The sequence below is a fragment of the Streptomyces sp. NPDC020845 genome (assembly GCF_044334165.1).
GTDB lineage: Bacteria > Actinomycetota > Actinomycetes > Streptomycetales > Streptomycetaceae > Streptomyces.
Genome location: NZ_JBIRSJ010000009.1, coordinates 228,082 through 246,543 on the forward strand (window position 1 = coordinate 228,082; position 18,462 = coordinate 246,543).

At 72.4% G+C, this 18,462-nt stretch carries 14 protein-coding genes and 3 pseudogenes; 9 read left to right on the plus strand and 8 right to left on the minus strand.

The annotated features are described in order from the left end of the window. The first annotated feature begins 3 nt into the window (after positions 1–3). Together ACH4U7_RS24645 and thpR are read left to right on the plus strand one after the other, a co-directional pair. A complete protein-coding gene (locus tag ACH4U7_RS24645) occupies positions 4–1,398 on the plus strand; it encodes an MFS transporter (RefSeq protein WP_398530002.1) in 1,395 nt (464 codons plus the stop codon). A 48-nt stretch (positions 1,399–1,446) separates the two neighbouring features. Then, on the plus strand, positions 1,447–2,010 hold the full coding sequence (gene thpR / locus ACH4U7_RS24650; protein WP_398530003.1) for an RNA 2',3'-cyclic phosphodiesterase: 564 nt from the start codon (positions 1,447–1,449) through the stop codon (positions 2,008–2,010). Between the two features lie 175 nt (positions 2,011–2,185). Here thpR and ACH4U7_RS24655 read toward each other — a convergent pair whose 3' ends face one another. The 3 genes from ACH4U7_RS24655 to ACH4U7_RS24665 form a co-directional block, all read right to left on the minus strand. Then, complete coding sequence (locus ACH4U7_RS24655; protein ID WP_398530004.1) at positions 2,186–3,181, minus strand: aldo/keto reductase; 996 nt, start codon at positions 3,179–3,181, stop codon at positions 2,186–2,188. Positions 3,182–3,236: 55 nt separating this feature from the next. Then, the gene (locus tag ACH4U7_RS24660) at positions 3,237–3,710 is read right to left on the minus strand and encodes a hypothetical protein (RefSeq protein ID WP_398530005.1); all 474 of its coding nucleotides are present in this window, start codon (positions 3,708–3,710) and stop codon (positions 3,237–3,239) included. Positions 3,711–3,881: 171 nt separating this feature from the next. Next, the gene (locus ACH4U7_RS24665; RefSeq protein WP_398530006.1) at positions 3,882–4,415 is read right to left on the minus strand and encodes a Trp biosynthesis-associated membrane protein; all 534 of its coding nucleotides are present in this window, start codon (positions 4,413–4,415) and stop codon (positions 3,882–3,884) included. A 271-nt stretch (positions 4,416–4,686) separates the two neighbouring features. Here ACH4U7_RS24665 and ACH4U7_RS24670 point away from each other — a divergent pair, with 271 nt between their 5' ends. Further along, positions 4,687–5,691 carry a hypothetical protein gene (locus tag ACH4U7_RS24670; protein WP_398530007.1) on the plus strand — a complete coding sequence of 335 codons (1,005 nt, stop codon included), beginning with the start codon at positions 4,687–4,689 and terminating at the stop codon, positions 5,689–5,691. Between the two features lie 93 nt (positions 5,692–5,784). On the opposite strand, the pseudogene ACH4U7_RS24675 reads toward ACH4U7_RS24670, so the two are convergent. Next, a pseudogene (locus ACH4U7_RS24675) lies at positions 5,785–5,859 on the minus strand (TetR family transcriptional regulator); the annotation flags it as partial. Positions 5,860–5,873: 14 nt separating this feature from the next. Between ACH4U7_RS24675 and ACH4U7_RS24680 the strand changes: the two are divergent. Both ACH4U7_RS24680 and ACH4U7_RS24685 read left to right on the plus strand, forming a co-directional pair. Next, positions 5,874–7,982, plus strand: a complete 2,109-nt coding sequence (locus ACH4U7_RS24680) for a transposase (protein WP_398530008.1) — start codon at positions 5,874–5,876, stop codon at positions 7,980–7,982. An 81-nt stretch (positions 7,983–8,063) separates the two neighbouring features. Further along, a pseudogene (locus tag ACH4U7_RS24685) lies at positions 8,064–8,432 on the plus strand (ABC transporter permease); the annotation flags it as partial. 75 nt (positions 8,433–8,507) lie between these two features. On the opposite strand, the gene serC reads toward ACH4U7_RS24685, so the two are convergent. Together serC and ACH4U7_RS24695 are read right to left on the minus strand one after the other, a co-directional pair. Next, complete coding sequence (serC, locus tag ACH4U7_RS24690) at positions 8,508–9,626, minus strand: phosphoserine transaminase (protein WP_398530009.1); 1,119 nt, start codon at positions 9,624–9,626, stop codon at positions 8,508–8,510. A 10-nt stretch (positions 9,627–9,636) separates the two neighbouring features. Beyond that, positions 9,637–9,978, minus strand: coding sequence for a hypothetical protein (locus ACH4U7_RS24695; RefSeq protein WP_398530010.1), 342 nt, complete (start codon positions 9,976–9,978; stop codon positions 9,637–9,639). Between the two features lie 7 nt (positions 9,979–9,985). On the opposite strand from ACH4U7_RS24695, the gene ACH4U7_RS24700 reads away from it, so the two are divergent. Beyond that, on the plus strand, positions 9,986–13,168 hold the full coding sequence (locus tag ACH4U7_RS24700) for an FAD-binding and (Fe-S)-binding domain-containing protein (RefSeq protein ID WP_398530011.1): 3,183 nt from the start codon (positions 9,986–9,988) through the stop codon (positions 13,166–13,168). An 18-nt stretch (positions 13,169–13,186) separates the two neighbouring features. On the opposite strand, the gene ACH4U7_RS24705 is transcribed toward ACH4U7_RS24700, so the two are convergent. Then, on the minus strand, positions 13,187–14,182 hold the full coding sequence (locus tag ACH4U7_RS24705; RefSeq protein ID WP_398530012.1) for a 2-hydroxyacid dehydrogenase: 996 nt from the start codon (positions 14,180–14,182) through the stop codon (positions 13,187–13,189). Between the two features lie 257 nt (positions 14,183–14,439). Here ACH4U7_RS24705 and ACH4U7_RS24710 point away from each other — a divergent pair, with 257 nt between their 5' ends. Beyond that, complete coding sequence (locus ACH4U7_RS24710) at positions 14,440–15,378, plus strand: dihydrodipicolinate synthase family protein (protein ID WP_398530013.1); 939 nt, start codon at positions 14,440–14,442, stop codon at positions 15,376–15,378. Positions 15,379–15,424: 46 nt separating this feature from the next. Here ACH4U7_RS24710 and ACH4U7_RS24715 read toward each other — a convergent pair whose 3' ends face one another. After that, positions 15,425–15,682 (minus strand): glutaredoxin domain-containing protein, encoded by a 258-nt coding sequence (locus ACH4U7_RS24715; RefSeq protein WP_398530235.1) that lies wholly within the window; start codon positions 15,680–15,682, stop codon positions 15,425–15,427. A gap of 117 nt (positions 15,683–15,799) precedes the next feature. Here ACH4U7_RS24715 and ACH4U7_RS24720 point away from each other — a divergent pair, with 117 nt between their 5' ends. Both ACH4U7_RS24720 and ACH4U7_RS24725 read left to right on the plus strand, forming a co-directional pair. Continuing rightward, positions 15,800–17,236 (plus strand): MFS transporter, encoded by a 1,437-nt coding sequence (locus ACH4U7_RS24720; protein ID WP_398530014.1) that lies wholly within the window; start codon positions 15,800–15,802, stop codon positions 17,234–17,236. 133 nt (positions 17,237–17,369) lie between these two features. Then, a pseudogene (locus ACH4U7_RS24725) lies at positions 17,370–18,155 on the plus strand (TIGR03084 family metal-binding protein); the annotation flags it as partial. Positions 18,156–18,462 lie beyond the last annotated feature (307 nt).

Sequence of the window (18,462 nt, forward strand, 5' to 3'; positions counted from 1 at the left end):
ACTTTGAGTACGGGACCCGGAGCAGATTCCGCACCCGCACCCCATACCGACCCCGTGACCGACCCCACTGGTGACGCCGCAGCCGGGCGCACCAGGGGCGGGACCTTCAGCTCCCTGAAGATCCGCAACTACCGGCTGTTCGCCACGGGTGCGGTGATATCGAACACCGGCACCTGGATGTCGCGTATCGCCCAGGACTGGCTCGTCCTCAGCCTCACCGGCTCCTCCACCGCGGTCGGCATCACCACCGCGCTGCAGTTTCTCCCCATGCTGCTCTTCGGCCTGTACGGCGGCGTCATCGCCGACCGCTACCCCAAGCGGCGGCTGCTCGTGCTCACCCAGGCCGCGCTCGGGCTGTGCGGGCTCGCGCTCGCCGCGCTCACCCTCAGCGGTCTTGTGCAGGTCTGGCATGTCTATCTGATCGCCTTCCTGCTCGGCATGGTCACCGTCGTCGACAACCCCACACGGCAGGCGTTCGTCGTCGAGATGGTCGGCCCCAAGGACCTGCGCAACGCCGTCAGCCTGAACTCCGCGAACTTCCAGTCCGCCCGGCTGGTGGGCCCGGCGGTCGCCGGTGTGCTGATCACCGCCGTCGGCAGCGGCTGGGCCTTCCTGCTCAACGGGCTGTCGTTCGCCGCCCCGCTCGTCGGCCTGCTGATGATGCGCCCCGCCGAGCTGCACAACGTCGAGCGCGCGCCCCGCGGCAAGGGGCAGCTGCGCGAGGGGCTGCGCTATGTCGCCGGGCGCCCGGACCTGATCTGGCCCATCGTGCTGGTCGGCTTCATCGGCACCTTCGGCTTCAACTTCCCGATCTGGCTCAGCGCCTTCGCCGACGGCGTCTTCGACGCCGGACCTGGCACCTACGGCCTGCTCAACTCGCTGATAGCGGTCGGCTCGGTGACCGGCGCGCTGCTGGCCGCCCGGCGGACCACGACGAGACAGCGGGTGCTGGTCGGCGCGGCGCTGATGTTCGGCCTGCTGGAGGTCGCGGCGGCGCTGTCCCCGACCTTCTGGCTGTTCGCCGCGCTGATGGTGCCGATCGGGATCTTCTCGCTGACCTTCAACGTGACGGCGAACTCCAGCGTCCAGCTGGCGACCGACCCCGCGATGCGCGGGCGGGTGATGAGCCTGTTCATGATGGTCTTCGTGGGCGGCACCCCGCTCGGCGGCCCCCTGGTGGGCTGGCTGACCGACACCTACGGCGCACGGGTCGGCTTCGCCGCGGGCGGCCTGGTCTCCGCGGCGGCCTCGGTGGCGGTGGGCCTGATCCTCGTACGGGCCGGTGGCCTGCGGATGAAGGTGAACCTGCGGCCGGGGCGCCCGCATCTCACCTTCGTACCGCGAACCCCTGAGAACGCGGAGAACGCGCAGGAGGAGCCGGTGCCCGCGGCGGTCTGACGCGGTTGTGGCAGGCAGGGCGGGCGGTCGCTGCGGGAGACTGGGCGGATGAGACTCTTCGCCGCTGTGCTGCCCCCCGAGGAGGTCGTCGCCGAGCTCGCCGCCCGGGTGGCGGCGCTGCGCGGGCTGCCGGGCGCGGACGGGCTGCGCTGGACCGAGCGCGCGGGCTGGCACTTCACGCTCGCCTTCTTCGGCCAGGTCGACGAGAGCGTACTGCCCGCGCTGCACGAGCGGCTGGCGCGGGCGGCCCACCGCCATCCGCCCCACGAGGTCCGGCTCGCGGGCGGCGGCCGCTTCTCCGACAACGTGCTGTGGGTGGGCGTCGAGGGCGACCGGACGACCCTGGGGCAGCTGGCCGACTCCGCCGAGGCCGGGGCCCGGCGGGCCGGGCTCCCTATGGACCGGCACCGCCCCTACCACCCGCATCTCACGCTCGCACGCTGCCGCGGCGGCGCGGATCTGCGGCCGTATGTGGCGGGGCTCGAAGACTTCGAGAGCGGCGCCTGGACGGTGCCCGAGCTCAGCCTGGTGCGCAGCCATCCGCCGACGCCCGGGGTCGCGGGCGCGCAGCCACGCTACGAGGTGATGGCCGCCTGGCCGCTGGGCCACTGAGCGGTCCCGTTACCCTCGAGACGTGGATCCCAAGACCAGGAACCTGATCATGAGCGGTGCGCTCGTGCTGATACTCGTCGTCGTCGCCGTGGCGGCAGCGTTCGGCTGAACCTGAGGCTCTGAGCCTGAGGCTCGGCCGTGCCGCTGCCGCCACGGCGGTATGTGACTGCGAGCCCTACCAGGCGAACGCCTCGGGCGAGGGGCCCGTGCCGGGGAAGATCTCGTCCAGCGCGGTCAGCAGCTCCTCGCTCAGGGTCAGCTCGCTCGCGCGGATCGCGGAGTTCAGCTGCTCGGCGACGCGCGGGCCGACGATCGGGCCGGTCACCCCGGGCCGGGTCAGCAGCCACGCCAGGGCCACCTCGCCGGGCTCAAGGCCGTGCTTGTCCAGCAGGTCCTCGTAACGCTGGACCTGGTCGCGGACCGCGCTGTTCTTCAGCACGTCGGCGCTGCGCCCGGACGTGCTGCGCGCACCGCCGCCCTCGCGCTCCTTGCGCAGCGCCCCGCCCAGCAGCCCGCCGTGCAGCGGGGACCAGGGGATCACCCCGAGGCCGTACTCCTGCGCGGCCGGGATGACCTCCATCTCGGCGCGCCGCTCGAACAGGTTGTACAGGCACTGCTCGCTGACCAGACCCAGCGAGCCACGGCGGCGCGCGGCCTCGTTGGCCTGGGCGATATGCCAGCCGGCGTGGTTGGAGGAGCCGGCGTAGAGGATCTTGCCCTGTTGCACCAGGACGTCGATGGCCTGCCAGATCTCGTCCCAGGGGGTGGAGCGGTCGACGTGGTGGAACTGGTACAGATCGATGTGGTCGGTGCCCAGTCGCTTGAGGCTGGCGTCGACCGCGCGGCGGATGTTGAGCGCGGAGAGCTTGTCCTCATTGGGCCAGGGCTCGCCGTCGACGCCCATGTTGCCGTAGACCTTGGTCGCCAGCACGGTCTTCTCGCGCCGGCCGCCGCCCTGCGCGAACCAGCTCCCGATGATCTCCTCGGTGCGGCCCTTGTTCTCGCCCCAGCCGTAGACGTTGGCGGTGTCGAAGAAGTTGATGCCCGCGTCGAGCGCGGCGTCCATGATCGCGTGGCTGTCGGCCTCGTCGGTCTGCGGGCCGAAGTTCATGGTGCCGAGGACTACTCGGCTGACCTTGAGTCCCGTACGTCCGAGCTGCGTGTACTCCATGAACACCTAGCCAAGCCCTTGGAGTGCGCTCTAATCAAGGGCCCGCCGGGTCAGCTCAGGGCCAGTTCACTTCACCTTCGGTGACGGACACCGGCGCGAAGGTGTCCTCCTCGTAGAAGCGCACATGGCACTGGAAGGCGAGGGAGTCGACGGCCCGCTCATGCAGCCAGAGCAGGAGCTCGTCCACCCGGTCGAGCTCATCGGGGTGGAACTCCTGGCGGGACGTCAGGGCCCAGCCGCCGCGGGTCTCGGGCTCCAGGGCCGAGAGGAGTACGCCGCCGGCGTGGTGGGCGGGGCCCTTGGCGGCGAGGACGGGGTACGGCTCGTAACTCATCAGCCAGTTGCCCTGCTCGTCTTCTTCCGGTCGGCCGTCGTCGCCGATCAGCGGTTCGGCGTAGTCGGTCACGAGGGACAGGGGAGTGGCGGGCTGGGGGGCGAGGCCAAGGTGCCAGCGGAGCTCGGATATCTCGGCGTCGGAGAGGGTGTCGGGGAGGTTCACCGACAGGATCAGGTCATAGATATCGGCCACGCGGTGATCATAGCGCCGGGTGGCCGGGGGAAATCGCCGGATGGTCCGGGGAAATGCTGGGCGCTCCGGGGAAACTCCGGACGGCCCCGGAAAATCCGAATGCCCGCATTCTCGGCCGGGATGCGGCCGAAAAGCGGGCTCTCGGATACTGCCTGCCGAATTAATTGTTTCTTATCGGCTGTTGCGGGACTTCATGAAGCCGAGGACACCGAAGACCACGGTCAGCAGCGCGCCGATCAGCACCATGTACAGGCCGGGGCCGGCGGAAAAGTCGGCCGCCTTCACGACCTGCTCGGCGTACTTTTCGGCCTCCGCCGAGGACGCCCCCTCGCTCTCCAACTTCGCTGCGACCAGGCGGGCCGGGTCCACCATGTTGATCACGGCGAAGACCACAGTGACCAGCGACAGGACCGCGCCGCCCAAGTAGAGCAGCGCCTTCTTGGTGACCATGGCGCCGATCAGGGCCAGTGCGGCGACGATGGAGACGATCAGCGTGATCACGCCATCGCCGTCCTTGCCCTTGACGCCGCCCGTCTCGCCCCCGGCCTCGCCCACCACCCAGTTCACCCAGGTGCAGGCCAGGACGAGGACCGCGCCGACGATCGCGACGATCGGGAATGCCTTGGGCACCGCGGCGTCCGCCGGAGCGCCCCCGTGCGCGGGCGGCGCGGTTTGCGGGTAAGAGGAACCACCGTAATTGCTCATGGGGCAGACCGTAGGGCGGGTTTATTCTTCGACGCAACGCCGCGGTCCGCTTTGCCGCCAATTGACCGATAAATTTCCAAAAATTAATCTCCAGATCAGCACAACTAATCCGGAGATTATGAATTTGTGTGTCGAGTCGGTGTCGAGTGCTCGCTTATTCGTTATCTGCCCGTTCTCGACGAAGTCAATCAGACAGGTGTAGCGGCCCTGGAGCCGCCCCTGGCCGACTGCCGCCCCCTCAGCTCCGGGCCAGGATGGCAGGCTTGGCCCCATGCGTTCGCTTCCGTCCGTCCTCGGCGCCGCCGCGCTGGTGGTTCTGTCCGCCGCCGCCCCGGCCGCCGCCGACGACCACACGTCGCCGTCCTCGTTCACGATCGAGGACTCCAGGATCACCGAGTCCAGCGGCCTGGCGGCCAGCCGCGCCCACCCGGGCGTCTACTGGACGCACAACGACAGTGACGACGGCCCGTACGTCTACGCCGTCGACAGCAAGACCGGGCGTACGGTCGCGACCGTCACCATGCGCGGCGTCGGAAGCCCGCGCGACGTGGAGGCCATCTCGATCGGACCGGACGGTGACATCTACGTCGGCGATATCGGCGACAACCTGGACGGGACCTGGTCGCATGTGTGGATCTACCGTTTCCCCGAGCCGAAGACGCTGAAGAACACCACGGTCAGGGCGGTGCAGTACACCGTGAAATACGCGGACGGCCCGCGCAACGCCGAGGCGTTGATGATCGACCCCAAGACCGGCCGAGCCTATATCGCCAGCAAGAGCCAGAAGGACGGCGGACTGTACGCCGGGCCGAAAACGCTGTCCCCTTCCGGGACGAATATCTTCCGCCGGGTCGACGACATCGGCATGGAGGTGACGGACGGGGCCTTCGCCCCGGACGCCAGCAGACTCGTGCTCCGTGGCTATTTCAACGCCGCGGAGTTCAGATGGCGCGGCGGCAAGCTCGAAGATCTGAAGGAGGAGCCGGATCTGCCGCTCCAGCGGCAGGGCGAGTCGGTCACCTTCACGACCGACGGCGGCACGCTGATGTACGGCACGGAGGGCCCGAGCAGCAAGGTGACCGCGGTGAAGCTGGACGGGGAACTGCTGCCGGACGCGACGGCGAAGGAGCAGAAGAAGAACGGGGGCGGGGACTCCACGGGGGCCGGTGCGGTCTCGGAGAAGGAGAAGAACGGCAATCTCCTCAAGGGCGCGCTGACGTTTGCCGTCGCCGCGGTCCTGTTCTTCGGCGTGCGCTCGCTCTTCCGCCGCCGGTGATCCGCCGCTGATCCCCTGCTGATTTCGAGGGGGCGAGGGTCTACTTCTCGGCGGTGTCGCAACCTGCCGCTGGCGATTCCTTCCGGCGACGGCGGCGGCCATCACGATCCGCTTCAGGGGCAGCCCGGGCTTGGGGCCGCGGGTGGGCCGCTCGCCGGTGCCCCAGAGCGCGGGTGGGGTGGATGCGGGTGCGTAACTCGTACGGGGGTTCGGTCGTTGATGTGATCGTCAGGCAGTGGCGAGGCGGGGCGCGTGAGGGGGTGGGTGGGGTGCGGCGCAGGGTTGTGGTGGGTGAGGGGGAGGTGCAGCAGGTCGCGGCGGCCTGCGCCCGCGCGCTGCGTGGTGTGGATGCGACGACCGGGGAGCAGCTTGGCGAAGTGGTTTTGGTGGAGCGGGCCAGGTGGCTTGCAGCTCTGGTCGGGTCGCTGGCGACGGGCGTGGTTCAGGAGCACTGGAACGGGGGCGATCTGGCCCGGCTTGCCTCCGGAGTCGACCGGTCGGGGGCCGGTTTGCCGTCGCAGGGGTGGATGGCACTGCGGCGGCTCGGCTGGACGGTGACCATTCCGGAGAGGGTGTATGTGCCGGATCGGGTGGTGCGGATCGCGCAGGAGCAGGCGGGGCGGGTGCTGCGTTCGGCCTGGTGGCGCGCCGAGATCACCGCCGCGCTCCTGGCGACCTGGCCCGCCGATCCCGCCCGGCGCACCGTGGCGGAGTGGGAGGCGCTGCGCGCCGCGCTGCCCGACGGCGGGGTAGTGGCGACCGGTGTTTTGCTGGCCCGTACACGGCAGATCGCCGCGTTCCAAGCCCGCCACCGGCGGCTGCCGGTGGATGTGACCGAGTGCGAGCAGGCGCCGGGTGGGAGTGGGCAGGTGGTGCTGGCAGCGGTCGACAAGCAACTCGCGATCATCGAACGCTGTCCGGAAGACTCATTCCGCTATGGGGTGTTGACGGTGCGGCTGCCGACCCGGTCCGCGCCCGCCTGCCGGGGAGACTGGCATCCGGTACGTATCCGGTTCAAGCTGCCGCCGCATGTGCCCGCCACAGCGGTGCTGTGTCCGCCGACCCTGCGCGTCCGTGAGGGACGGCTCCTCCTCGATGTGCCCTACGCGCTCGCCGCCCCGAAGCCGGAGCGGACCGGACACCGCACCGCAGTGGCTTTCGACTGGGGAATCAACACGCTGCTCACCGGCGGTGCCCTCCACCTCAGCAACGAGACGCAGCCCAGGGTTGTGAGCGACGGGCGTCCGGTGTACTTCCGCGCGGCCGGGGTACTGGCCAAGGCCGACCGGCTGCGCATCCTGGGCGAGCACATCTGCGCCCGCATCGACCGCCTGCGCACCCTGATCACCTCACGACACGAGCGCGGCCAGCGCCCGAGCCCGCTCCTGGTGGCAAAGCTCGCCGTCCTTTCGGCCGAGCGGGACCGTGTCGCGAGGCGGCGTAGGCGGCTCAACGCGGCGCTGGCCCGGGCCGCCGCCCGCTTCATGACCGACCACGCGACCGCCGCCGGAGCCACGGTCATCTACCTCGAAGACCTCCGCGACATCCAGGCACGCGGCAAAGGCCGCACACTCAACACACGCCTGTCCCAGACCGTGCGCGGCGCGATCGTCACCCAGGCCCGCCACCAGGCCGCGGCCCGGGGGATCGCGGTGGTGATCGTGCCGCCGCGTGGCACGTCGAAGTACTGCCCCCGATGTCTGACCGAGTTCCGTCACCTCAAAGCCCCCCACGACCCGGCGGCGGGCTGGGCCTGGGCGTCGTGCCCGAATCCCGCGTGCGGGTACAGCACCGGCCGGGACAACGCTGCCTGGCAGCGTATCGGCGCCCGCGGTCTGACCCACCAGCACAAGACCAGCCTCGACCGCACCGGCGGCACCTTCGTGATCCGTACGGTCGCCCCGGCCCTGGACCGCGCGAGTACGGTCCAGCAGCAGACCCGGGACCGCACCAAGAGCGGCCCCACGAACAAACGCCCTGTGCACGGGAAGCGGCGCAGGGTCCCCGCCCCATCCGACAACCGTGCCCCAGCCAGGGCGCGGCCGGGTGGCAAGCGTCCGGCGGGGCGGACCCCCACGCACCCGACCCACCGCAGCCAGCGGTGTTCACGGCAGCAGGGACCGAACACAATCGGTACCCCCGCACGGCCACACCGGCCGAACGGGGCCAGACTCGGGGCAGGCTTCCACCGCCACGCCCACACCACCCCCACTCGGGGACAGCCGTGGCCGAGTCACCCTCCCGCGCGATCCCGAACACCTGGGATCACCCAGGAAACCCAAGCCGATTAGAGACGCTGCGGGAGATGTCTCCGCAATGGTTTCTTTGGACACGGCGCAATGGGCGGTCCTCACCGAAGGGCTGTGCCGGAGACCTTGAGCGCCTTCGCGCTGCTGATCCTGCTGCGGTCCTCGCTGATCTGGGTCGGGGTGTATCTGGGGCTGCTGGTGCCCAACCAGCAGGCGGCGGGGAACCTCTTCGCGGTCGCCTTCCCGCTCGGGATGATCTCCAGCGTCTTCACCCCGCCCGCGATGATGCCCGACTGGCTGGGCGCGATCGCGCTGTGGAACCCCGTCTCGTCGACCGCGAACGCGATCCGGGACCTGTTCGGCAACCCGGTCCCCGGCGGGGGCGGCTGGGTGGAGCAGCACGCGACGCTGATGGCGGTGGTCTGGCCGGTGGCCCTCACGGCGGTGTTCCTGCCGCTGGCCGTACGCCGCTTCCAGCGGCTGAGCAGCTGAGAGCGTACGTACGCGCAGGGGCCCGCGGCCGTCGAATCGGCCGCGGGCCCCTACCCGGGTTCTTAGGTCAGTCGGTCACAGGTGCTCGATGACGTAGTCGACGCAGGCGGTCAGCGCCTCCACGTCCGACGGCTCGACGGCCGGGAACATGGCGATCCGCAGCTGGTTGCGGCCCAGCTTGCGGTACGGCTCGGTGTCCACGATGCCGTTGGCCCGAAGCGTCTTGGCGACCGCGGCGGCGTCGATCTCGTCGTTGAAGTCGATCGTCCCGACGACCTGCGACCGCTTGGCCGGGTCGGTGACGAACGGCGTGGCGAACTTCGACTCCTCCGCCCAGCCGTACAGCGCGCCCGAGGAGGCCGCGGTGCGGCGTACGGCCCAGTCCAGGCCGCCCTGGCCGTTGATCCACTCCAGCTGGTCGTTGAGCAGGAAGAGCGTCGCGAGCGCCGGGGTGTTGTAGGTCTGGTTCTTCAGCGAGTTGTCGATCGCCGTCGGCAGCGAGAAGAACTCCGGGATGTGCCGGCCCGAGGCGTGCACCCGTGCGGCGCGCTCCAGCGCGGCGGGGGAGAATGCCGCGATCCACAGCCCGCCGTCGGCGGCGAAGGACTTCTGCGGTGCGAAGTAGTAGACGTCCGTCTGGGCGATGTCGACGGGCAGACCGCCCGCGCCCGACGTCGCGTCCACCAGCACCAGCGCGCCCGCGTCGGCGCCCGCCACCCGCTCGAGCGGCATGGCGACACCGGTCGAGGTCTCGTTGTGGGTGAGGGCGTAGACGTCCACGCCGTCCTCCGCCCGCGGCAGCGGATGCGTGCCCGGGTCGGCGGAGATCACGGTCGGCTCGTCGAGCCAGGGCGCGAGCTTGGCGGCCTTGGCGAACTTGGACGAGAACTCGCCGAACGACAGGTGCTGGGACTTGGCCTCGATCAGGCCGTGGGTCGCGATGTCCCAGAAGGCGGTGGACCCGCCGTTGCCGAGGATCACCTCGTATCCCTCGGGAAGCTGGAACAGCTCGCGCACGCCCTCGCGCACCTTGCCGACCAGGTTCTTGACCGGGGCCTGGCGGTGGGAGGTGCCGAGCAGAGAGCTTCCGGTGGCGGCCAGCGCACTCAGCGCCTCGGTGCGTACCTTGGAGGGGCCCGAGCCGAAGCGACCGTCGGCGGGCTTGATGTCAGCGGGAATCCGGATCTCAGCCACGGACGAAAGCCTAATCCGTCGGTATGCGCAGCCTGCCCTGGTGTCCACCCGATGAGACACGGTGTCTCTTCCCTGGGATGGCCCACGAGGCGCCGAGGGCACCGCAGGCCAACAGCGCGAAGACGGCGAAAGCGCTGGTGCAGCCGGATTCGGCGGGAAAACCGGGGGCCTCGGCGGGGCCCGCGGCATCGAGGACCGCGACCGCGATCTGGGCGCCCACCGCACCCCCGACCGTGCGTGCGATCGTGTTGACGCCACCGGCCACCCCGATGTCCGCGGGCCCCGCCGTGTCCACGACCAGGTCTTTGAAACGGAACTTGACATTCTCATCCGGGCGCCAGCCGGGGACCATGGGGAACATGGTTGATCACGAGGCAGGCGGAGCAGACAAGGCAGGCGGAGTAAACAAGGCAGAGGAAGCACGCGAACTGGAGCGGGCGCTGCGCCGGGCCGTCCGCGGCGAGGTCTCGTTCGATACGGCGAGCCGCGCGCTGATGACGATGGACGCGTCGAACTACCGGCGGGTGCCCGCCGGGGTCGTCGCCCCGTACGACGCCGACGACGTCGCGGCCGCGCTCGCCGTATGCCGCGAGCGCGCGGTGCCCGTGGTGGCGCGCGGGGGCGGCACGTCGATCGCCGGACAGGCCACCGGGGTCGGCGTCGTCCTCGACTTCACCCGCCATATGCGCTCCATCGTCTCCCTCGACCCGGACGCGCGTACCGCCGTCGTCCAGCCCGGTGTGATCCTCGACGACCTGCGGGCGGCGGCCGGCGCGTACGGGCTGACCTTCGGCCCCGACCCGTCCACCCACAGCCGCTGCACCCTCGGCGGCATGATCGGCAACAACTCGTGCGGCTCCCACTCGGTCGCCTGGGGCACGACGGCCGACAACGTACGAGAGCTGGACGTCGTGACGTACGGCGGCGAACGGCTGCGCGCCGGGCGCGGCCTGGACGGGCTGCCGCCGCGGCTCCGGGACGGCCTGCGCGCCCTGGTCGACGCCAACCTCGCCCCGCTGCGCACCGGCTTCCCCGAACTGCCGCGCCGTATCTCCGGCTACGCGCTCGACGCGCTGCTGCCCGAGAAGGGCGCCGATGTGGCCCGCGCGCTCACCGGCAGCGAGGGCACCCTCGGCGTGCTGACCGAGGCGACCGTACGCCTCGTCGACGCGCCCGCCGCCCGCGCCCTCGCCGTCCTCGGCTACCCGGACGAGAGCGCCGCCGCCGAGGCCGCCCACACCCTGCTGCCCCACGGCCCGCTAACCGTCGAGGGCATGGCCGCCGACCTGGTCGCGGGGGCGACCGGGCTGCCGGGGGGCGGCGCCTGGCTGTTCGTCGAGGTCGGCGGCGAGACCCCGGACGAGGCCCGGGCCCGCGCCGAAGCCCTGGCCCGCGCGGCCGCCGACGCCACCACCGACCACACCGTCGTCGCCGACCCGGCCGGCCAACGCGCCCTGTGGCGGATCCGCGAGGACGCCTCCGGCACGGCCACGCGCATGCCGGACGGCAGCGAGGCCTGGCCCGGCTGGGAGGACTGCGCCGTACCGCCCGCCCGCCTCGGCGCGTATCTGCGCGACTTCCGCGCGCTGATGGCCCAGCACGGGCTGCGCGGCACGCCGTACGGGCACTTCGGTGACGGCTGCATCCACGTACGCATCGACTTCGACCTGCTGACAGATGCCGGGATCCGCGTCTTCCGCGGCTTCTCCACCGACCTCGCCGAACTCGTCGTCGCCCACGGCGGCTCCCTCTCCGGCGAACACGGCGACGGCCTGGCGCGCGCCGAACTGCTGCCCAAGATGTACGGCGACGACATGGTCCGGCTCTTCTCCCGCTTCAAGGACCTGTGGGACCCGGCAGGCGGCCTCAACCCCGGCGCCCTCGCCCGCCCGCAGCGCATGGAGGAGAACCTGCGCTTCGCCGTGCTGCCCCGGGGCCCGGTGGACGTCGAGTTCGGCTACCCGCACGACAACGGCGACTTCTCGGCGGCGGTGCGGCGCTGTGTGGGCGTCGCCAAGTGCCGCAACGAGTCCGTCTCCGGCGCGTCCGTGATGTGCCCCTCCTACCGCGCCACCGGCGAAGAACAGCACTCCACGCGCGGCCGGGCCCGCCTCCTCCACGAAATGCTCGCGGGCGAGGTCGTACGCGACGGCTGGCGCTCGGAGGAAGTACGCGGGGCCCTCGACCTGTGCCTGTCGTGCAAGGGGTGCCGTAGCGACTGCCCGGTCGGGGTGGACATGGCGACGTACAAGGCGGAGTTCCTGCACCACCACTACGAGGGCCGGGTGCGCCCCGCCGCGCACTACTCGATGGGCTGGCTGCCGCTGTGGCTACGGGCCGGCGCCATCCTCCGGGCGGCACCGGTGCTCAATGCGCTGGCGGGGGTGGCGCCGCTGGCCGCGCTCGCGAAGCGAGCCGGCGGCATCGCGCCGGAACGCGACATCCCGGAGCTGGCCCCGGAGCCGTTCACCCGGTGGTGGCGCAGGCGGGTGCGGGCCGCTGCGCGGGGCGGCGGCGAGCGGGGCGGTCCGGCCACCGCTGGCCCGGGCGTTGTCCCCGGCGGTGGTGGCGCGCCCGCGCCGGGGCTGCCTGCCGCGGGGCCGCCTGCCGCGGGGGCCTCCGGCCCGCGGTCGGGCGATGCGGGGCGGTTGGGCGAGGCGGGGCGGTTGGATGAGGGCCCGCGGGCGGGTGAGGCGGCGCGGACGGGTGAGGGGGCGTGGTCGGGCGATGCGGCGCGGTCGGGCGGTACGGCGCGGGCGGGTGAGGGCCCGCGGGCGGGCGAGGGGGCGTGGGCCGCTGCGCGGTCCGGCGGCCGTGCGCGGGCCGCCACCGTCGTGCTGTGGCCCGACACCTTCACCAACTACCTCTCCCCGTCCGTCGGCAGGTCGGCCGTCGCCGTGCTGGAGGCGGCCGGGCTGCGGGTGGTCGTGCCGCCCAAGCCGGTGTGCTGCGGGCTGACATGGGTGTCGACGGGGCAGCTCGACCGGGCCCGGTCCGTCATGCGGCGGACGCTGGACGTCATGGCCCCGGCCCTGGACGCCGGGCTCCCCGTGGTCGGCCTGGAGCCCAGCTGCACCGCCGCCCTCCGCACCGATCTGCCCGAACTCCTCGGCCCCGCCGACCCGCAGGCCGCACGCGCCGCCCGCCTCGCCGACGCCGTCACCACCTTCGCCCAGGCCCTGGAGGACCACGCCCCCGACTGGCAACCCCCCAAGGCCGACCGCCCCGTCGTCGGCCAGACCCACTGCCACCAGCACGCCGTCCTCGGCGACGCGGCGGAACGCCGCCTGCGCGCCCGCGCCGGCCTGACGGGCGAGCTGAGCGGCGGCTGCTGCGGACTGGCGGGCAACTTCGGCTTCGAGCAGGGGCATTACGACGTATCCGCCGCCTGCGCGGAAGAGCAGTTGCTGCCGTCCGTACGGGCCGCCGACCCCACCGCCGAAGTCCTCGCGGACGGGTTCTCCTGCCGTACGCAACTGGAGCAGCTGACGGACCGCCGGGCCCGCCACCTCGCGGAGGTTCTGGCCGAACGGCTGCCCTGACGGGGCCTGCCCGCGTGTTCACCTGGCCGGGGCGGGCTGGGCGCGGTTGACGATGACGCCGTTGACGACATTGCGCGGGGCCTCGCCCGACAGCACCCGGTCCAGGCTCTCGATCAGCCGCGCCCTGATCGCGTGGTACGCCTCGTGGGTGACGCCCGCGGTGTGCGGGTTGAGCAGTACGTCGGACCGGCCGCGCAGCGGGGAGTCGGCGGGCAGCGGCTCCTCGGCGAACACGTCGAGGGCCGCCCCCGCCAACTGGCCGCTGTCCAGGGCCCGTACCAGCGCGTGCTCGTCGAGGACCCCGCCGCGCCCGGCGTTGATCACGTACGAGCCCTGGGGCATGCGGGTCAGCAGGGCGTCGCCGACGAGGCCGCGGGTGGCGTTGTTCAGCGGCATGTGCAGGGTCAGCACGTCGGAGCGGGAGGCGAGTTCGTCCATGGGTACGTACTCGCGCTCCGGCTCGGACGGCAGGTGGTCATGCACCAGCACGCGGCTGCCGAACGCGTCGAGGCGGCGCGCCACGGCCCGGCCGATATTGCCGAACCCCGCGATGCCCACGGTCAGCGCGGCCAGATCGCGTCCGCGCAGCCCCTCCGGGCCCCAGCCGCCCTCGATGATCTTGGTGTGGCCGGCCGCGTAGTGCCGTACCAGGTACAGCAGCGCGCCGACCGTCCAGTCGGCGACGGCGTCGGTGTTGAACCCGGGGAGGTTGGCGACCGGGATGCCCAACTCCGCGGCGGCGCGGTGGTCGACCCCGTCGAACCCGACTGCCACGGACTGCACGAGCCGGCACCGCTCCATCCCCGCCAGCAGTTCGGCGGTGATGCGGCGCTCCTTCTCCAGCGGGGCGAGGACGACGGTCGCGTCGGCGAGCGCTGCCCGGTGGTCGTACGGGTCCTCGTCGGGGCCGATCTCTGTGATGCGCAGATCCGGGTGGCCGGGCAGCAGCCGCCGCAGCTCGTCGGGGCCCAGGTCATTGAGGTGATACAGGGTCACGAGATGGTGGTCGGGCATGGCGGGCGGCTCCAGAGGTCGGACCAGGGCGAGGGGCGCTGGGGCAGCGGCCCTGCGGACGGCAAGAGTTTTCGCCACCATTAAGATCGTGTCAACGGTTAACCGATGACGGTCTGCCGTGCCCCGGAGCGGTCTCGACGTTTCGCGCCGCGCCCGCGCCCCGTACCGCCTCAGCACCACCCAGCACGAGCACCAGCACCGGCCCCGCACTGGCCCGTACCGCCCGCTCCCGCACCGCCGAGGAAAGGCCCCGGACCATGCCCGCTCAGCGCACCGCTCAGCGCACCGCCCGGCACACCGCTCAGCGCACCGCTCAGCGCACCGTCGTCACCGCCCTGACCACCCCGTTCACCGCGGACGGCGACCTCGACCTGCCCGCGGCCCGCGCCCAGTACGCGTTCGCCGCCCGCACCACCGGACAGCTGCTCGTGGCGGGCACAACCGGCGAGTTCCCCGCCCTCAGCGACGGCGAGCGCATGCTGCTGACCGAGACCGCCCTGGCAGAGGCGGGCGCCGACGCCGTGATCGCCCATATAGGTGCCCCCGACGCCCACGGAGCCGCCCGCCTGGCCCGTGCGGCGGTGGCGGCCGGCGCCCGCCGCCTGGCCGCGCTGACCCCGTACTACCTTCCGGCGAGCCCCGACGAACTCCTGACGTACTTCAGCCGCATCCGCGATGCCGCCCCCACGGCCCAGCTGTACGCATACCTCTTCCCGGAGCGCAGCGGCCTGACGGTCGACCCGGTCCTGCTCGGCGAACTGGCCGCCTCCTGCGGCCTGTCCGGCGTCAAGCTGAGCGGCGCCCCCTCCGCCGAGGTCGCGGCCTACCGCGCCGAACTCCCCGAGGACTTCGAGGTCTACTCCGGCAACGACCGCCGCCTCGCCGACGTCCTCGCCGCGGGCGGCGCCGGCGTCGTCTCCGGCTGCTCGGCCGCCTTCCCGGAACCCTTCCTCGCCCTGTCCTCCGCCCTGTCCACCGCCCTGGCCTCCGGCGCCTCCGACCCCTCCGCCGACCTGCCCGCCCTCCAGGCCCGCGTCGACCGCACCGTCGACCTCCTCGGCCCCAGCATCGGCCGCATCAAACACGCCCAACGCACCCGCGGTCTCCCCGCCGGCACCTCCCGTATGACCGTCGGCGACCCGGACCAGCGGACCGCCGCGGCGATCGAGGCGCTGGGGCGGGAGGTTCTGGGGTGAAGCGGCGCGGCAAATCCCACCACGGAGCGGAGCGGCGTCCGGGGTGTCAGCCGGTTTTGGGGAGCAGGTGCGGTGCGTGCGTCGCGACCGCCTTCATCAGCTGTTTCTTCGACGGGTTCACCATGGCCCGCCCGGCGACTGTCACGGTCGGCACGGTCTCGTTCCCGTCCGCGACCGAGCGGACGAACGCCGCCGCCTCGGGGTCCCTCCAGATGTTCACCTCGGTATACCGCAGCCGCGTGAGCCGCAGCCGTAGGCGAAGCTTCATACAGTACGGGCACATCGGCCGCCAGTAGACGACCATGCCCTCCTGGTCTTCGACCACCGAACTCCCTCTCCGCCGACGCGCCGCAGCCTGTGGCCGAGCCTCCCATGAAAACCAGTGGCATGACTTGGTGCGTACCAATTAGCTTGCGCGCTCGTGATCGAAGCTTCGAAGGCGCAGGGGCTGTTCTCCCGGACGTACGCGGCCGCCACCGCCAGTTTCGCGGCGGTGATGTTCCTGACCGGGTTCGCCGCGCTCGCCGTGGTGCCGACCCTGCCGACCGCGGCCCGGGACCTGGACGGGGTGTCGCTGTTTCCCGTGGTCGCGGGGTGTTTTGTGACGGCGAGTCTGCTGGGTGGGGTGCTGGGCGGTCACTGGGCTGACCGTTCGGGGGCGCGCAGGCGGTTGGCGGCCGGGGTGGTGCTCACGGTGGTCACCTTGGTGGTCTCGGGGGCCAGTGTCTCCGTCTGGCAGCTCGCGGCCGGGCGCTTCCTGGACGGGCTGGCGGCCGGAATGGTCGCGGTATCGGTCGACGCCGCCATCGGGCAGGCGTATCCGGAGCGGCTGCGGCCGCGCGCGCTGGCCCTGATGAGTTCGTGCTGGATCATTCCCTCGCTGGCGGGCCCGCCGCTGGCCGGGCTGGTGTCGGAGTGGTGGTCCTGGCGGGTGGTGTTCTTCGGGCTGGCGGCGGCGACCCTGCTGCCGGCGCTGGCACTGGTGGTCGTGTTGCGCGGCGCCGCCCTGCCGGGGGCGGCGGCGTCGGACGGCCACCCGTCGCGCCCGCCGCTGCTGATCGCGGCGGCGGTGAGCCTGGGCGCGGCGCTGGGGCAGTACGGGGTGTCGGGCTGGGACGTGCGCCATCTGCTGTTTGTGGGCGCGGGGTTGGGGTTGCTGGTGGTGTTCGCGCCGAGGCTGTTGCCCTCGGGCACCTGGAGCGCCGCGCGGGGGCTGCCGACGACGGTGCTGCTGCGCGGGCTGTCGTCGGGCACCTACTTCACGGTCGAGGCGCTGGTCCCCCTGATGCTGATCAGCGAACATGACGCGCCCGCGGTGTTGATCGGGCTGGCCTTCACGGGCGCCGCCGTGGTGTGGGCGGGCGCCTCATGGGTGCAGGGACGGCTGCTGGAGAACCGGCCCCGGCATCTGCTGGTCTCCGCCGGGGCGTTGGTGATGGCGGTGGCGGTCGGGCTCGCCGTCGTGGGGACGTTCGCCAGGGGGCCGGTGCTCATCGCCGCTTCCGCCATGCCCGTGGCGGCCGTCGGCATGGGGCTGCTGGCCCCGTCCCTGACCGTGTTGTCGCTCTCGCACAGCCCGTCCGGTCGGCTGGGCCACACCAGCAGCGCGATGCAGACCAGCCAGAACCTCGGCCAGGTCACGGTGATGGCCCTCGCCTTCGCCGCGCTCAACACCTGCGTGGCGATGGGCGCCTCCGCGACGGCCGGTTACGGGGCCGCCTTCGGGCTGCTGCTCCTGCCGCCCCTGGTGATCGCCCTGCTGGCGGGGCGTGCCCGCAGTACGGGAGGTCGGGTGGTGACCGCCCCTGCTGCCCATGCCGGTGAGCCGTCCCTGACCCGTAGCGCTTCCGCCGATTGACGGATCGCGGGCATCGGCCCGCCCGGCGCCGGTTGCGGCCAAATCATGCAAGCGCGCTTGATTGTTTCTTGGCGTGCTGCCACGCTCCCTTCCCGGGACGCACGACAGGGACCCCACACGACGGGAGCGCAGCGTGTCCGATACGGAGGTCGTGCTCGGCGATCTGCTGGCCGAGGGCGAGGAGTTGGACGGCCTGGTGGCCGGGCTCGCGGAGGAGGCGTGGGCCGCGCCGACGCCCGCCGCGGGCTGGACGATCGCGCATCAGATCGCCCATCTCGCCTGGACCGACGAGCGGGCGGCGCAGGCGGCCACGGACCCGGCGGGGTTCGCGGCCGAGGTGCGGAAGGCCGCCGCCTCGCCGGACACGTTCGTGGACGAGGCCGCCGAGGCCGGCGCGGCGCAGCCGCCCGCGGAGTTGCTGCGGCGGTGGCGGGAGGGGCGGGAGCGGCTGCGGCGGGTACTGGCCGGGCAGCCCGCCGGGGCGCGGGTGCCGTGGTACGGGCCGTCGATGAGCGTCGCGTCCATGGCCACCGCCCGGCTGATGGAGACCTGGGCGCACGGGCAGGACGTCGCCGACGCGCTGGGCGTGCGCCGCGCGCCCACCGCCCGGCTGCGACATGTGGCCCGGATCGGCGTACGGGCGCGGGGCTTCGCGTACGCGGTGCGCGGTCTTGAGCCGCCCGCCGAGGAGTTCCGGGTCGAACTGCGCGCCCCGGACGGGGAGCTGTGGACGTACGGGCCCGAGGACGCGCCCCAGCGGGTCACCGGGCCCGCGCTGGACTTCTGCCTGCTGGTCACCCAGCGCGCGCATCGTGCGGATGTGGCGGTACGGGCGGAGGGGGCGGACGCGGACCGGTGGCTGGACATCGCCCAGGCCTTCGCGGGGCCCCCGGGGCAGGGGCGGCCCCCTGGCGGGGGAGGCCCCGCCGGGGCCCCGGCCCGCCCCCACGGCGCCGCACGGCCCGGCCGTGGCTCCGGCGTGGCGCCCGAGGGCGGCAGCCCGGGCGCGGGTGCCGACGGCGGCCGGGACATCGATCCTGGCGGCTGGCGGGCCGCCACCCAGGCCGCCACCGAGGTTGGAACCGAGGCCGCCACCGAAGCCGGTGCCGAAGCCGTGCCCGAAGCCGGCGTCCGTTTCGGCGCCGGCGGCGCGGCTCCGGCCCCCGGCGCGGCTCCGTCCCCCGGCGCGCGGCCGTCCCCCGGCGGCGACGGGGCGGCGCACGGGG